Here is a 13,722-nt window from a genome sequence, read left to right as displayed (position 1 = left end):
ACCATGAGCCATGCGAGCAGCGAATTTATTGCGGCGTACATCGCCATACTGACCGTGTCCGACAGTCGCGGCGCTGCGGAGGATACCTCCGGCCAATACCTGCAGGAAGCGGCGCAGGAAGCCGGCCATCAGGTGGTGGATCGCGCCATCGTCAAAGATGACATTTACCAGATCCGCGCGCGGGTTTCCGCCTGGATCGCCGATGACAACGTGCAGGCGGTGCTGATCACCGGCGGCACCGGTTTTACCGCCCGCGACAACACGCCGGAAGCGCTGTTGCCGCTGTTCGACAGAGAGGTGGAGGGGTTCGGCGAGCTGTTCCGCATGGTGTCGTACGAAGAGATCGGCACCGCGACGATCCAGTCGCGCGCGCTGGCCGGCCTGGCCAACCGCACGGTGATTTTCGCCATGCCGGGATCCACCCGTGCCTGCCGCACCGCCTGGGAGCGGATTATCGAAGAGCAGTTGGACGCGCGCCATCGCCCGTGCAACTTCCAGCCCCATTTGAAGAAGCCCTGAGTCATGACACAGCTAACCCACATTAACGCCGCTGGCGAAGCCCATATGGTCGACGTTTCCGCCAAGGCGGAAACGGTGCGCGAGGCGCGCGCCGAAGCCTTCGTCGAGATGCTGCCCGCCACGCTGGCGATGATCGTCGACGGTAGCCATCACAAGGGCGACGTGTTCGCCACGGCGCGCATCGCCGGTATTCAGGCGGCCAAGCGCACCTGGGAGCTGATCCCCCTGTGCCATCCACTGATGCTGAGCAAGGTCGAAGTGCAGCTGGAGGCGCAGACGCAGTACAATCGGGTGCGCATCGAAACCTGCTGCCGGCTGACCGGCAAAACCGGCGTCGAGATGGAGGCGCTGACCGCCGCCTCGGTAGCGGCATTGACCATCTATGACATGTGCAAAGCGGTGCAGAAAGACATGGTGATCGGCCCGGTGCGCCTGCTGGCGAAAAGTGGCGGCAAATCCGGCGATTTTAAGGTGAACGCATGATCGATATTCTTTTCTTCGCGCAGGTGCGCGAACTGGTGGGCACCGGCGGTCTGTCGATGCCGGCGGATTACCCCACCGTTGAGGCGTTGCGTCAGGCGCTGTGTGCGCGCGGCGATCGCTGGGCGTTGGCGCTGGAGTCCGGCAAGCTGCTGGCGGCGGTCAATCAGTCGCTGGTGGCGGCGGACCATCCGCTGCGCGCCGGCGATGAAGTGGCTTTCTTCCCGCCGGTCACGGGGGGGTAAACATGGAAAACACCCGCATTCGCGTGGGCGAAGCGCCGTTCAACGTCGGCGACGAGTATCAGTGGCTGGCGCAGTGCGACGCCGACGGCGCGGTGGTGACCTTCACCGGCAAGGTGCGCAACCATAATCTGGGCGACGACGTCAGCGCGCTGACGCTGGAACACTACCCCGGCATGACTGAGAAGGCGCTGGCGGAGATCGTGGCCGAGGCGCGCAGCCGTTGGCCGCTGCAGCGCGTGACGGTGATCCACCGCGTCGGCGCGCTGTATCCCGGCGACGAGATCGTGTTTGTCGGCGTGACCGGCGCGCACCGCAGCATGGCGTTCGCCGCCAGCGAGTTCATCATGGACTACCTGAAGACCCGCGCGCCGTTCTGGAAGCGCGAAGCCACCGGCCAGGGCGATCGTTGGGTGGACGCCCGCGACAGCGATCGTCAGGCGGCGCAGCGCTGGCAAAAAGCGGCTAAATAGCGCGTCAACAGCGGAAACAAATCAATACCTTTGCCGCTTTCGCACGGCATATTCTGTGGTACGCTTATAGCAGGCGAAGCCCCGCTCGCGGGGCTTCGGAATCTTGTTTACAACGCAAAAGGTAACCGTCATGGACCGATATCCACGCTCTAATGGTTCAATCGTCGAACGTGCCAACAGCGGCATTCAGGCCTACATGGCGCAGGTTTACGGCTGGATGACCTGCGGTCTGCTGCTGACGGCGTTCGTTTCCTGGTATGCGGCCAACACGCCCGCGATCCTCAACTTCATCTTCTCCAGCCAGATCACCTTCTTCGGTCTGATCATTGCTCAATTAGCGCTGGTGTTTGTGATTTCCGGCATGGTCAATCGCCTGAGCGGCACGGTGGCTACTTCTCTGTTCATGCTGTACTCGGCGCTGACCGGGCTGACGCTGTCGAGCATCTTCATCGCTTACACCTACAGCTCGATCGCCAGCACCTTCGTGGTTACCGCCGGCATGTTCGGCGCCATGAGCCTGTACGGCTACACCACCAAACGCGATCTGAGCGGCTTCGGCAGCATGCTGTTCATGGCGCTGATCGGCATCGTGCTGGCCTCGCTGGTGAACATCTGGCTGAAGAGCACCGCGCTGATGTGGGCGATTACCTACATCGGGGTGGTGGTGTTTGTCGGCCTGACCGCCTACGACACGCAAAAACTCAAGGCGATGGGCGAGCAGCTGAATGCCGATGATAAAGACGGCTTCCGCAAGTACGCCATCGTTGGCGCGTTGACGCTGTATCTCGACTTCATCAACCTGTTCCTGATGTTGCTGCGTATCTTCGGCAACCGTCGCTAAATCCTTTGTTTTTCAAACTATAGGGTATCTGGCGATCAAAAAGCTCTGTATGTGACATACAGAGCTTTTTTTATGCGATTTTGCGGCGGAACAGCGCATAGGCGGCACTGCCGGTGGTGGCGGTGATCACCAGCAGCGGCCACAGGCTGTGCCAGATGATGTCGAAGCTGGCGTCCTTCAGGTAGATCTGCTTGGTGATGTCGGTGAAGTGGCGTATCGGGTTCACCCAGGTCAGATCCTGCAGCCATACCGGCATGTTCTCCACCGGCGAGACGTAACCCGAGAGCAGGATCGCCGGCATCATGAACACGAACACCCCGATGAATGCCTGCTGCTGAGTGGCGCACAGTGACGAAATCAGCAGGCCGAACCCCACCAGCGACAGCCCGTAGATCAACATGGTGGCGTAGAACAACAGCAGCGATCCGGCGAATGGGATCCGGTACAGGAAAATGCCGATCAGCAGCACGATTGAAGCCTGGAACATCGCGACGATCTGCGCCGGCACCGCCTTGCCGATAAAGATTTGCCAGGTGGTAAGCGGTGAGACCAGCAGCTGTTCCAGCGTGCCCTGTTCACGTTCGCGCGCCACCGATAGCGAGGTGACGATCAGCACGCCGATGGTAGTGATCATGGCGATCAGCGACGGCACCACGAACCATTTGTAGTCCAGATTCGGGTTATACCAGTTGCGCACCACCAGCTCGCTGTTGTTGGGTTTGGCGCGGCTGCCGAGCAGCTCGTTCTGATATTCCTGCACGATCTGCTGTACGTAGTTGGCGGCGATTTGCGCGCTGTTGGAGTTGCGCCCGTCGAGCAGCAGCTGCAGCGGCGCGGTGTTGCCGGCGGCGATATCGCGCGAGAACTGCGCCGGGAAGCGGATCAGCAGCAGCGCCCGTTGGTTATCAATGGTAGCTTTTATCTCCTGCGGGCTGCGCAGCAACAGCACGTGTTGAAAGGCCTTGGCCTTGGCGAAGCGTTGGGTCAACTCCACCGAGGACTGGCCGCTGTCCTCGCTGTAGACCGCGATGGTGGCGTTGGTGACTTCCAGCGTCGCGGCGAACGGGAACAGCAGCACCTGCAGGATCACCGGCATGATTAAAATGGCGCGGGTTTGCGGATCGCGCAGCAGCGCCTGCATTTCCTTGATGATGAGCGTCAACAGACGATGAAACATCGCTCTTTCTCCTCAATCCAGCCGGCGCTGGGTTTTCCAGGCCGTCAGGCCGATGAACACCACGGCGGAAGCGATCAGGAACAGCAGATTGATCGCCAGCACGGTGCCGACGTTACCCGCCAAAAACAGCGTTTGCAGCGTGCTGACGAAGTAGCGCGCCGGAATGATGTAGGTCACCGCGCGCACGATGGCCGGCATGCTGTCGATCTGGAAGATAAAGCCCGACAGCATGATCGAAGGCAGGAAGGCGGCGTTCAGCGCCACCATCGCCGCGTTGAACTGATTGCGGGTGAGGGTGGAGATCAGTAGGCCCATGCCGAGGGTGCTGGCGAGGAACAGGCTGCTTATCAGCAGCAGAATGGGCAGCGATCCGCGGTAGGGAACGCCGAGCATCCAGACTGCCACCGCCATGCACAGCGCCATGGCGAACATGCCGAGGAAATAGTAGGGAATAAGCTTCGAGAGCAGCAGTTCGCTGCGGGTCACCTGGGTGGACAGCAAGGCTTCCATGGTGCCGCGCTCCCACTCGCGGGCGATCACCAGCGAAGTGAGGATGGCGCCGATCACCGTCATGATGATGGTGATGGCACCGGGAATGATGTAGTGCCGGCTGATGGCCGCCGGGTTGAACCAGTAACGCATTTGCACGTCGATCAGCGGTTTGTCGCTGTTGCCCCGATCGGTGGCGCGCTGCTGCTGCCAGACTTGCCATACTCCTTGGGCGTAGCCCTGCACGAAGTTGGCGGTGTTCGGTTCGCTGCCGTCGGTGATCACCTGAATCGGTGCGCTGTCGTGCGGGCGCGCCATGCGCTGGTCGAAATCCACCGGGATCACCACCAGACCGCGGATCGTACCGGCCTGCATTCGCTGGATCAGCTGCTGGCGGTTATCGCTGATGGTTGGTTCGATATAGGGCGAGCCGGCGAAGGCATGGGCCAGATCGCGCGCGTCTTCGCTCTGTTGCTCCATCAAGATACCCAGATGCAGTTTGCTGGAGTCGAGATTGATGCCGTAGCCGAAGATAAACAGCAACATCAGCGGGATGACGAAGGCGATCAAACCGCTGCTGGGATCGCGCAGTATTTGCCGCGTCTCCTTCAGGCACAGCGCGCGCAGCCGGCGCCAGGAGAAGCCGCCGTCGTCGATTGGGGATCGGTTGTCGCTCACCGCGTTTCCTCCTTGTCGTAGCCCTGTACCAGCTCGATAAATGCCTGTTCCATTGAAGGATTGGGATTATTGTCGCGCGCCACCTGCTGTTTGAGGTCGTCCGGGGTGCCGGCGGCGATGATCTTGCCGCGGTACACCAGGCCGATGCGGTCGCAGTACTCCGCCTCGTCCATAAAGTGGGTGGTCACCATCACCGTGACGCCTTTGTCGACCATGCCGTTGATGTGCAACCAGAACTCGCGTCGCGTCAGCGGATCGACGCCGGAAGTCGGTTCGTCGAGGAACAGAATGTCCGGTTCGTGCATCAGCGCGCAGGCCAGCGCCAGGCGTTGCTTGAAGCCGAGCGGCAGCGCGTCCGGCGTTTGAGCGAGGATCGGCGCGAAGTTAAAGGCGCGGGACATTTCATCGATTTTATCGCGTTGCGCCTTGCCGCTCAGGCCGTAGACGCCGGAGAAGAATTTCAGGTTCTGCGCCACCGTCAGGTTGCCGTACAGCGAGAATTTTTGCGCCATGTAGCCGAGCCGTTGGCGCGCCTTGCCGGAGCTGGTCTTCAGATCCATCCCCAGCACCAGCGCCTTACCTTCGGACGGCACCAGCAGACCGCACATCATTTTAAAGGTGGTGGACTTACCGGCGCCGTTCGGGCCGAGCAGGCCGAAAATTTCACCGCGCCGCACCTGAAAGTCGACGTGATCGGTGGCGGCGAAGTCGCCGAATTTTTTGGTCAGCTGCACCGCTTCGATCACGGTTTCGCCGCTTTCACCGTTGACGGTCGGCATGATCTCCGCCAGCGCCGAGCGGTGGTTGGGGCCGCCGCCGAGCAGATCGATAAACGCATCTTCGAAGCGTGGATCCGCCTCGTCGAGTTCGGCGTCCGGCAGATCCAGCGCCTGCAGCAGTTGGCGGTGATCCTCGCCCTCCTTCAGGATCAGGCGCAGAGATTTTCCCTGGATCACCCCGTCGGTGACCGACGGCAGGCAGATCGCCCGCTGCAGCAAGGCGCGATGACTGCCGGGCGGCGCGGCGATCAACACCGTGCGCCCGGCCATGCGTTGGGTCAGATCCTGCGGCGCACCGCTGAACAGCAGTTCGCCATCGTTGAGCAGCAGCACCTCGCGGCACTGCTCGGCCTCATCGAGATAGGAGGTGCTCCACAGGATCAACATGCCGTCGTTGGCCAGTTCGTGCACCATGCGCCACAGCTCGCGGCGCGAGATCGGATCGACGCCGACGCCCGGCTCGTCCAGCAACAGCACCTGAGGTTCGCCTACCAGCGTGCAGGCCAGGCCGAGCTTCTGTTTCATGCCGCCGGACAGCTTGCCCGCCAGGCGCTCGGTGAAGCGCGTCAGATCGGTGAATTTCAACAGCCGTTCGAAGGTCTGGCGGCGAAGATCGCCGGTAACGCCGCGCAGATCGGCGTACAGCGTCAGGTTCTCCATCACCGTCAGATCCTCATACAGCCCGAACTTCTGCGGCATGTAGCCGAGGATCGCGTGCAGTTGGCGATCCTGGGCGATCGGATCCAGCCCGGCGACCCGCAATTTGCCGCTGCTGGGCTGCAGCAGCCCGGCCAGCATGCGCAGCAGGGTGGTTTTGCCGGCGCCGTCCGGCCCGACCAGCCCGATGACCGCGCCGCTGCGCAGGGTGGTGGTCAGGCTGGCGACCGCCGGTTTTTCAAGCGACGGGAAGCGTTTTTCCAACCCTTCCAGTTCGATGGTGTGCGCCTGTTCCATGGCCGGCCTCAGGGTTTGGCGAAGCGCAGGGTAACCGGCATGCCCTGGCGCAGCGCATCGTCGGCATCAGTGACGATCACCCGCAGGCGATACACCAGATCGGTGCGCAGATCCGGCGTTTCAACGCTTTTCGGCGTGAATTCCGCGGTCGGCGAGACGAAACCGATCTTGCCGTGGTAAGGCTTGTCGGGCCGGCCGTCGGTGTAAATTTCCAGCTCGGTGCCGGGCACCGCCTGGTTCAGGTTGGTCTCGTTGACGTAGGCGCGCACCCACACCGGCCGGGTCAGCGACAGGGTGAACACCGTACCGCCGGCGCCGAGCATGGTGCCCGGCTCCACCGCGCGGGTCAGCACCGTGCCGGCGGACGGGGAGACCAGCGTGGCGTCTTGCAGGTTCAATTGCGCCTGCGCCAGCGCCGCTTCGCTCTGCGCCACGTCGGCCTTGGCCTGTTCAATCTCTTGCGGGCGATTGCCGCTGCGGTATTGCGACAGCTTGTCCTTCGCCGCCTGCAGGTTGGCCTGCGCCTGATTGCGGGCGGTGCGCGCATCCTCCAGCGCGTCGGCGGACGTGGCGTTTTTCGCCCACAGCCCTTGCTGGCGCTTCAGGAAGCTGTCGGCGTAGGCGAAGGCGGACTGACGTTGCGCCATTTCTGACTGTACCTGGGCTATCTCTTCAGTGCGATAGCCGGCCTGCAGCAGCGACAGTTTGGCGCGCGCGCTGCCGACGTTGGCCTCGGCCTGCTGCAGCGCGTTGCGGTAGGGGGCATCGTCCAGCTTGCCGAGCAGCTGGCCCGGCTGAACGGCATCGCCTTCATCCACCGTCAGCGACGCCAGGCGGCCGTCGACGCGAAAACCGAGGTTGACCGTGCGGATATCGACGTTGCCGTACAGCGTCAGCGGCTTATCCTGCTGCTGTTGGTAATGCCAGACCGCGTAAGCGGCGGCCGCGATCAGAAAAATTAGCAACACGATCAAGGCACTACGTTTTTTGTTCATAACACTCCCTGCCTGAATTTACGCGCCATGGCGTTGGCGCAGCCCAATAACCAAAATCTCGATATGCTCGCTCAGCACCGCCGCGATCTGCGCGGCTTCACTTTCACCAATCTCTTGCCAGCCGGCCTGACGACGGATGGTCTCTCGCGCAACGCGGAACGACAGCACCTCGCCGATCAGCGCGTGGGTATGCAGCACCAGGCGAGTGGCGTGCTCGTCAATGCCGGTCGCGGCAGACAGCAGGCGGCACAGCCGCTCGTGCATCGGTGCGATCACCTGGCTGTGGATCAGCGGGTAGGCCTCGGTCGGGGCGAGCTGTTCGCGCGACATGATTTTGCTCAGGTTCAGCGTGTGCGGTTGAGTCATCAGCGCGCTGAAGGCCAGCAGTCCGCGTTGCAGCAAGCACAGCGCGGCGTCGGGTGTGTGGTGTTCGGGGGCTTCTTGCCCAAAGCGATCGGCCTCTTCGGCCAGCGGGGCGAAGGCCTGCTGGATGAAATCGGCGAGCGACTGCGCAACGGCCAGATACAGCCCCTCTTTGGAACTGAAGTAATAGGTGATGGCGGCGATGTTCTGGCCGGCGCGCTGAGCGATATCGCGCGTGGTGGCGCCCTGCAGGCCGTATTCGCCGAACAGTTCGGTCGCCGCGGCGAGCAGCTGCCGGCGCGTTTGCTCGCCGCGCGCCCGGCCGGCGGCCTGATGAGGTACGGAAGCTGGCATGGGTCACGCTCAAAGTTAATCAATCATATGATTAACTTTATGCCAGATTGTCTAAAACGCAACCGCTAACCACAATGAGTTATGTGATCGGTCTCAGACAATGCTGAATTTACGGCAGATTGTGCTTTCTACGCGTAAAAGTGCTTTTTATTGCGCGACTTCTGTTACAATCGCCGCCTGGTGCACTGCAGTTTGTGCCAATCCCTCGTGGTCATGCTTAATGCCCCGTCTGATCATCCTCCCAGGAAACTGCACCGAACACCGTTAGGTTAGGGGGGATCTGGAGTTTTTCTCTTTATGTCATTTGAAACCCTCGGCTTAAGTGCTGAAATTGTGCGCGCTGTTGAAGAACAGGGCTATCGCGAACCGACGCCAATTCAGCGTCAGGCTATCCCTGTCGTGCTGGAAGGTCGTGACCTGATGGCCAGCGCCCAGACCGGCACCGGTAAAACCGCCGGTTTTACCCTGCCGTTGTTGCAGCTGCTGAGCAAGCATGACCATCCGGTCAAAGGCCGCCGCCCGGTGCGCGCGCTGATCCTGACGCCAACCCGTGAGCTGGCGGCGCAGATCGGCGAAAACGTCGATGCCTACAGCAAACACCTGCGCCTGCGTTCGCTGGTGGTGTTTGGCGGCGTGAGCATCAACCCGCAGATGATGAAGCTGCGCGGCGGCGTCGACATCCTGGTGGCGACGCCGGGCCGTCTGCTGGATCTGGAGCATCAGAACGCGGTTGACCTGTCCAAAATTGAAATTCTGGTGCTGGACGAAGCGGATCGCATGTTGGACATGGGCTTTATCCACGACATTCGCCGCGTGCTGGCCAAGCTGCCGGCCAAGCGCCAGAACCTGCTGTTCTCCGCGACCTTCTCCGACGACATCAAGGCGCTGGCCAACAAGCTGCTGCACAACCCGGCTTCGGTGGAAGTGGCGCGCCGCAACACCGCGTCCGAGCAGATCGAGCAGAGCGTGCATTTCGTCGACAAGAAGCGTAAGCGGGAACTGCTGTCGCAGATGATCGGCGAAGGCGATTGGAAACAGGTGCTGGTGTTCACCCGCACCAAGCACGGCGCCAACCACCTGGCGGAACAGCTGAACAAAGACGGCATCACCGCCGCGGCGATCCACGGCAACAAGAGCCAGGGTGCCCGTACCCGCGCGCTCGCCGACTTCAAAGACGGCCGCATTCGCGTGCTGGTAGCGACCGACATCGCGGCGCGCGGTCTGGATATCGACCAGCTGCCGCATGTGGTGAACTACGAGCTGCCTAACGTGCCGGAAGACTACGTACACCGCATTGGCCGCACCGGCCGCGCGGAGCGTACCGGTGAAGCTATCTCGCTGGTGTGCGTGGATGAACACAAACTGCTGCGCGACATCGAACGTCTGCTGAAGCGTGAAATTCCACGTATCGCGCTGCCGGGTTACGATCCGGATCCGACCATCAAGGCCGAGCCGATCATCAACGGCCGTCAGGGTGGCGGGCGCGGTGCACCGCGCGGCAACGGCGGCGGCCAGCGTTCCGGTAACGGCGGCGGTCAGCGCAGTGGCAACGGTAACGGCGGCCAGCGTGAAAACCGTGGCAACGGCAACGGTAACGCCCGCCCGCAGGGTGATGGCCAGCGTCGTTCCGGCGCGCCATCTTCGCGCCGCCCGCGCAGCCGCAAACCGGCCGAATAAGCCTGATTGCTCAAAGAGTAAGCCGCCGATACGGGCGGCTTTTTTTTTGCCTGGCGGAACGGCATTTTCGTACTAGGCTGGACGGTGGCTAAACCTAATTCCAGGAGACGGAGATGAAATTGAAGTGCGCAATTCTCGATGATTACCAACAGGTGGCGCTCAAAATGGCGGACTGGTCGGCGCTGGCCGATCGGGTGGAGGTGTCGGCCATCAGCTCGCACTTTACCGATGAAGCGGAGCTGGCGGTGCATCTGCAGGAGTGCGACATTCTGGTCATCATGCGCGAGCGCACGCCGATGACCGCCTCGCTGTTGGCGCGGCTGCCGAAGCTGAAGCTGCTGATCACTTCCGGCATGCGCAACGCCTCTATCGATCTGGCCGCCGCCGCCGAGCGGGGCGTGGTGGTGTGCGGCACCGCCAGCGGGTCGGCCGCGCCGATGGAGCTGACCTGGGCGCTGCTGCTCGGGCTGGCGAAGCATATCGTGCCGGAAAGCGTCGGGCTGCGGAACAACGGCCCGTGGCAGCTGGGCTTAGGCGTCACGCTGCAAGGAAAAACGCTGGGGCTGCTGGGGCTGGGCAAGATCGGCGGCCAGATGGCCAAGGTAGCGCAGGCGTTTGGCATGCGGGTGCTGGCCTGGAGCCAGAACCTGACGGCGGAGCGGGCGGCGCAAGAGGGTGTCCTGCTGGCGCCGTCCAAACGGGCGCTGTTCGAACAGAGCGACTTTGTCTCCATTCACCTGGTGCTGAGCGATCGCAGCCGCGGGTTGGTGGGGCGTGATGAATTGGCGGCGATGAAACCCACCGCCTACCTGATCAACACCTCGCGTGCGGGTATCGTCGATCAGGCGGCACTGGCGGACGCCCTGCAACAGCGGAAGATCGCCGGCGCCGGGCTGGACGTGTTCGAGACGGAGCCGTTGCCGGCCGACGACGTGTTTCGCCAGCTGCCCAACGTGCTGGCGACGCCGCATGTGGGTTACGTGGCGGACGACAACTACCGCGCCTACTTCACCGAGGCGGTCGAGGATATCGCGGCGTTCCTCGCCGGCCAACCGATCCGCCGGCTGGGCTGACGGCATTTTTAATGCCCGCTGAGGCTTGTCTGGCGCGGGCATTCACCCGTATCATTGCGGGTCTTTTTTTAGCTGGGATTGGTCATGCGCGTATTATTGGCTCCGATGGAGGGCGTTCTCGATTCTTTGGTGCGTGAGTTACTCACTGAAGTGAACGACTACGATCTGTGCATCACCGAATTTTTGCGCGTGGTCGATCAGCTGCTGCCGGCCAAGTCATTCTACCGGCTGTGCCCGGAGCTGCGTCACGCCAGCCGCACGCCGTCGGGCACGCAGGTGCGCGTACAGCTGCTGGGGCAGTACCCGCAGTGGCTGGCGGAGAACGCTGCGCGTGCAGTGGAACTGGGCTCTTACGGCGTCGATCTCAACTGCGGCTGCCCGTCCAAGCTGGTGAACGGCAGCGGCGGTGGGGCGACGCTGCTCAAAGATCCGGAACTGATCTACCAGGGTGCCAAAGCGATGCGCGCGGCGGTGCCGGCCCATCTGCCGGTCACGGTGAAGGTGCGTCTGGGCTGGGACTCTTCCAACCGCAGTTTTGAAATCGCCGATGCGGTGCAGCAGGCGGGCGCCAGCGAGCTGACGGTGCACGGCCGCACCAAAGAGGATGGTTACAAGGCGGATCGCATCAACTGGGCGGCGATCGGCGAGATCCGTCAGCGGCTCAGCATCCCGGTTGTCGCCAACGGCGAGATCTGGGATTACCAGAGCGCGCAGGATTGCCTGCAGGCGACCGGCTGCGACGCCATCATGCTGGGGCGCGGCGCGCTCAACGTGCCGAACCTGAGCCGGGTGGTGAAGTATAACGAACCGCGCATGCCCTGGCCGCAGGTGGTGGAACTGCTGCAAAAATACGTCCATCTGGAAAAGCAGGGTGACACCGGTCTCTACCACGTGGCGCGCATTAAACAGTGGTTGGGGTATTTGCGTAAAGAATATGACGAAGCCACCGAACTGTTCAGCGAAATACGTGCGCTGACGACGTCAGGGGATATTGCGCGAGTCATCTGTCGCAGCTAAAAATAAACCCGCACGCGGCGGGTTTATTTAAAATCGGCATTATCAGGCGGCTTTATCGAGGCGGTTTAATTCTATCTCGATATCCTGAATGGTTTTTTCCAGCCCTTCCAGGCAGGCACCCTGTTTATTCAACAGGTCGTTGATGGCTTCGGCGAATGCCTTATTTTTGCATTCCCCCTGATCGAAGGCCAGCCAATGTGCGGAGAGCGTCTCGGTATTCGACTGCGCATAGTGGCGCATTTCCTTCAGCTGGGAAGCGACGTTACGTAAATTATCCAGCTGCGCCTGTGCGTTTGCATTGTTGCTCATGAATTTCTCCTTGAGTTGGCCGTTAAATAATTTCGACTGCGGGATTAAGCTTACCCCATCTAAATAAAAATATCACCCTTGGTGGCCCTGGTGGTTATTTTTTAATGGATTAGGATGTATTTATTTCTTGGCTGAACAAGAACTTGGATGGAATTGTAAAAATAGATAAGTACGGTCTTTTTGGCGGTTATTTAAGGCCATTCCATGCGGAATGACCGTTATTCTAACGCTTAAGAGTGATGCTTATTATGCCGCGTCCGCCAGCATAAACATGCCGTAGGGGTGTATTTCCAGATAATAGTGCTCGCCGACGTTGGGCTGCAGGCGAGTGGCGTTAACCTGCAGCAAAATCTGCTGCCCATGCCACGCCACCGTTACTTCATACTGCGGCCCCATGTAGGCGACATGCTGGATCACGCAGCGCTGGCTTTCCTCGCCGTGCTCGCTCAGCGTGATCGCTTCCGGCCGCACACCCACCGTGCCGGCGCCCTCGGCGGCAAAGTGCGCGGGGCGCGGCAGGCGATAGCCGCTGATATCGACATGATCGGCGCCGAAGCTGGCCGGGAACAGGTTGGCGTCCCCCATGAAGCTCGCCATAAAGCGCGACGCGGGCTGCCGATAGAGATCCTGCGGCGAACCGATCTGCATGATATGCCCCTTGTTCATCACCAGCACGGTGTCTGAGACCGCAAAGGCCTCGCTCTGATCGTGGGTGACGTACAGCGACGTGATATCAAACTGCTTTTGCAACTCGCGGATCTTTTCGCGCATGCTGCGGCGCAGGTTGGCGTCGAGGTTGCTTAATGGCTCATCGAACAGCAGCACTTTCGGCTTGAGGATCAGCGCACGCGCCAGCGCCACACGCTGTTGTTGGCCGCCGGAGATCTGATCGACGTAGCGATCGTCGAATCCCGCCAGATCCACCATCGCCAGCGCTTCCTGCACGCGCGCTTTCACTTCGGCGCGCGGAATGCCGAGCATCTTCAGCCCATAGCCGACGTTTTCCCCCAGCGACATATGCGGGAACAGGGCGTAAGACTGGAACACCATGCAGATATCGCGCTGCTGGATGGAACGATGGGTGACGTCTTCGCCATCGATGAAGATCTGCCCGTCGCTCGGTTTCTCCAGCCCGGCGACCAGGCGCAAAATGGTGGTCTTGCCGCAGCCGGAAGGGCCGAGCAGCGTCACCATTTGCCCCCGCGGGATGCTGAGCGTGATGTTATCGATAACCGTGTTGCTGCCGAACCGTTTGGAGACGTTGCGCAGTTCAACAAAATTTTTCTGACTCATAGTGCGCTC

Annotated in this window: 15 protein-coding genes; 8 read left to right on the top strand and 7 right to left on the bottom strand. The window is 61.4% G+C overall.

The window, feature by feature from the left end:
- The first annotated feature begins 3 nt into the window (after window positions 1-3).
- The 5 genes from moaB (at window position 4) to ACRAWE_RS13410 (ending at window position 2,555) form a co-directional block, all read left to right on the top strand.
- Window positions 4-519 carry a molybdenum cofactor biosynthesis protein B gene (moaB, locus tag ACRAWE_RS13430; protein WP_432525472.1) on the top strand — a complete coding sequence of 172 codons (516 nt, stop codon included), beginning with the start codon at window positions 4-6 and terminating at the stop codon, window positions 517-519.
- 3 nt (window positions 520-522) lie between these two features.
- Window positions 523-1,002: a cyclic pyranopterin monophosphate synthase MoaC gene (gene moaC, locus ACRAWE_RS13425; RefSeq protein ID WP_432525471.1), complete on the top strand. Its 480-nt coding sequence runs from the start codon at window positions 523-525 to the stop codon at window positions 1,000-1,002.
- Window positions 999-1,244, top strand: coding sequence for a molybdopterin synthase sulfur carrier subunit (gene moaD, locus ACRAWE_RS13420; protein ID WP_019453985.1), 246 nt, complete (start codon window positions 999-1,001; stop codon window positions 1,242-1,244). The genes moaC and moaD overlap by 4 nt, the downstream gene beginning before the upstream one ends.
- Before the next feature lie 2 nt (window positions 1,245-1,246).
- Complete coding sequence (moaE, locus tag ACRAWE_RS13415; RefSeq protein WP_019453984.1) at window positions 1,247-1,714, top strand: molybdopterin synthase catalytic subunit MoaE; 468 nt, start codon at window positions 1,247-1,249, stop codon at window positions 1,712-1,714.
- Between the two features lie 130 nt (window positions 1,715-1,844).
- Window positions 1,845-2,555: a Bax inhibitor-1/YccA family protein gene (locus tag ACRAWE_RS13410; RefSeq protein WP_198636080.1), complete on the top strand. Its 711-nt coding sequence runs from the start codon at window positions 1,845-1,847 to the stop codon at window positions 2,553-2,555.
- Window positions 2,556-2,625: 70 nt separating this feature from the next.
- On the opposite strand, the gene ACRAWE_RS13405 is transcribed toward ACRAWE_RS13410, so the two are convergent.
- The 5 genes from ACRAWE_RS13405 to cecR are packed head-to-tail and all read right to left on the bottom strand — an operon-like array spanning window position 2,626 to window position 8,344.
- Window positions 2,626-3,732, bottom strand: coding sequence for an ABC transporter permease (locus ACRAWE_RS13405; RefSeq protein WP_154746708.1), 1,107 nt, complete (start codon window positions 3,730-3,732; stop codon window positions 2,626-2,628).
- Window positions 3,733-3,744: 12 nt separating this feature from the next.
- Window positions 3,745-4,899 carry an ABC transporter permease gene (locus ACRAWE_RS13400; RefSeq protein ID WP_432525470.1) on the bottom strand — a complete coding sequence of 385 codons (1,155 nt, stop codon included), beginning with the start codon at window positions 4,897-4,899 and terminating at the stop codon, window positions 3,745-3,747.
- The gene (locus tag ACRAWE_RS13395; RefSeq protein WP_432525469.1) at window positions 4,896-6,632 is read right to left on the bottom strand and encodes an ATP-binding cassette domain-containing protein; all 1,737 of its coding nucleotides are present in this window, start codon (window positions 6,630-6,632) and stop codon (window positions 4,896-4,898) included. The genes ACRAWE_RS13400 and ACRAWE_RS13395 overlap by 4 nt, the downstream gene beginning before the upstream one ends.
- An 8-nt stretch (window positions 6,633-6,640) precedes the next feature.
- The gene (gene hlyD, locus ACRAWE_RS13390) at window positions 6,641-7,627 is read right to left on the bottom strand and encodes a secretion protein HlyD (RefSeq protein WP_432525468.1); all 987 of its coding nucleotides are present in this window, start codon (window positions 7,625-7,627) and stop codon (window positions 6,641-6,643) included.
- 18 nt (window positions 7,628-7,645) lie between these two features.
- A complete protein-coding gene (gene cecR / locus ACRAWE_RS13385) occupies window positions 7,646-8,344 on the bottom strand; it encodes a transcriptional regulator CecR (protein ID WP_432525467.1) in 699 nt (232 codons plus the stop codon).
- Between the two features lie 297 nt (window positions 8,345-8,641).
- Here cecR and rhlE point away from each other — a divergent pair, with 297 nt between their 5' ends.
- The 3 genes from rhlE (at window position 8,642) to dusC (ending at window position 12,111) form a co-directional block, all read left to right on the top strand.
- On the top strand, window positions 8,642-10,021 hold the full coding sequence (gene rhlE / locus ACRAWE_RS13380; RefSeq protein ID WP_154746712.1) for an ATP-dependent RNA helicase RhlE: 1,380 nt from the start codon (window positions 8,642-8,644) through the stop codon (window positions 10,019-10,021).
- Between the two features lie 113 nt (window positions 10,022-10,134).
- Window positions 10,135-11,094: a D-2-hydroxyacid dehydrogenase family protein gene (locus ACRAWE_RS13375; RefSeq protein WP_154746713.1), complete on the top strand. Its 960-nt coding sequence runs from the start codon at window positions 10,135-10,137 to the stop codon at window positions 11,092-11,094.
- 84 nt (window positions 11,095-11,178) lie between these two features.
- Window positions 11,179-12,111 carry a tRNA dihydrouridine(16) synthase DusC gene (gene dusC / locus ACRAWE_RS13370; protein ID WP_025160021.1) on the top strand — a complete coding sequence of 311 codons (933 nt, stop codon included), beginning with the start codon at window positions 11,179-11,181 and terminating at the stop codon, window positions 12,109-12,111.
- A gap of 42 nt (window positions 12,112-12,153) precedes the next feature.
- Here dusC and ACRAWE_RS13365 read toward each other — a convergent pair whose 3' ends face one another.
- Together ACRAWE_RS13365 and fbpC are read right to left on the bottom strand one after the other, a co-directional pair.
- Entirely contained in the window at window positions 12,154-12,420 is a 267-nt protein-coding gene (locus ACRAWE_RS13365; RefSeq protein ID WP_049201133.1) for a hypothetical protein, read from the bottom strand.
- Window positions 12,421-12,666: 246 nt separating this feature from the next.
- On the bottom strand, window positions 12,667-13,713 hold the full coding sequence (gene fbpC / locus ACRAWE_RS13360; protein ID WP_432525466.1) for a ferric ABC transporter ATP-binding protein: 1,047 nt from the start codon (window positions 13,711-13,713) through the stop codon (window positions 12,667-12,669).
- Window positions 13,714-13,722 lie beyond the last annotated feature (9 nt).

It is taken from the genome of Serratia sp. BFP-2025, assembly GCF_050880365.1.
GTDB classification, from domain to species: domain Bacteria; phylum Pseudomonadota; class Gammaproteobacteria; order Enterobacterales; family Enterobacteriaceae; genus Serratia; species Serratia surfactantfaciens.
The sequence above is the reverse complement of the archived record's forward strand: the minus strand, read 5'-3'. Positions and strand labels throughout refer to the sequence as shown.

What these genes read in the sequence shown, in the direction of transcription:
- moaD (WP_019453985.1), top strand. Translation starts at nt 999, where the DNA reads ATGATCGATATTCTTTTCTTCGCGCAGGTGCGCGAACTGGTGGGCACC.
- ACRAWE_RS13410 (WP_198636080.1), top strand. Translation starts at nt 1,845, where the DNA reads ATGGACCGATATCCACGCTCTAATGGTTCAATCGTCGAACGTGCCAAC.
- rhlE (WP_154746712.1), top strand. Translation starts at nt 8,642, where the DNA reads ATGTCATTTGAAACCCTCGGCTTAAGTGCTGAAATTGTGCGCGCTGTT.
- fbpC (WP_432525466.1), bottom strand. Translation starts at nt 13,713, where the DNA reads ATGAGTCAGAAAAATTTTGTTGAACTGCGCAACGTCTCCAAACGGTTC.
- ACRAWE_RS13375 (WP_154746713.1), top strand. Translation starts at nt 10,135, where the DNA reads ATGAAATTGAAGTGCGCAATTCTCGATGATTACCAACAGGTGGCGCTC.
- moaE (WP_019453984.1), top strand. Translation starts at nt 1,247, where the DNA reads ATGGAAAACACCCGCATTCGCGTGGGCGAAGCGCCGTTCAACGTCGGC.
- cecR (WP_432525467.1), bottom strand. Translation starts at nt 8,344, where the DNA reads ATGCCAGCTTCCGTACCTCATCAGGCCGCCGGCCGGGCGCGCGGCGAG.
- ACRAWE_RS13395 (WP_432525469.1), bottom strand. Translation starts at nt 6,632, where the DNA reads ATGGAACAGGCGCACACCATCGAACTGGAAGGGTTGGAAAAACGCTTC.
- moaC (WP_432525471.1), top strand. Translation starts at nt 523, where the DNA reads ATGACACAGCTAACCCACATTAACGCCGCTGGCGAAGCCCATATGGTC.
- moaB (WP_432525472.1), top strand. Translation starts at nt 4, where the DNA reads ATGAGCCATGCGAGCAGCGAATTTATTGCGGCGTACATCGCCATACTG.
- hlyD (WP_432525468.1), bottom strand. Translation starts at nt 7,627, where the DNA reads ATGAACAAAAAACGTAGTGCCTTGATCGTGTTGCTAATTTTTCTGATC.
- dusC (WP_025160021.1), top strand. Translation starts at nt 11,179, where the DNA reads ATGCGCGTATTATTGGCTCCGATGGAGGGCGTTCTCGATTCTTTGGTG.
- ACRAWE_RS13365 (WP_049201133.1), bottom strand. Translation starts at nt 12,420, where the DNA reads ATGAGCAACAATGCAAACGCACAGGCGCAGCTGGATAATTTACGTAAC.
- ACRAWE_RS13405 (WP_154746708.1), bottom strand. Translation starts at nt 3,732, where the DNA reads ATGTTTCATCGTCTGTTGACGCTCATCATCAAGGAAATGCAGGCGCTG.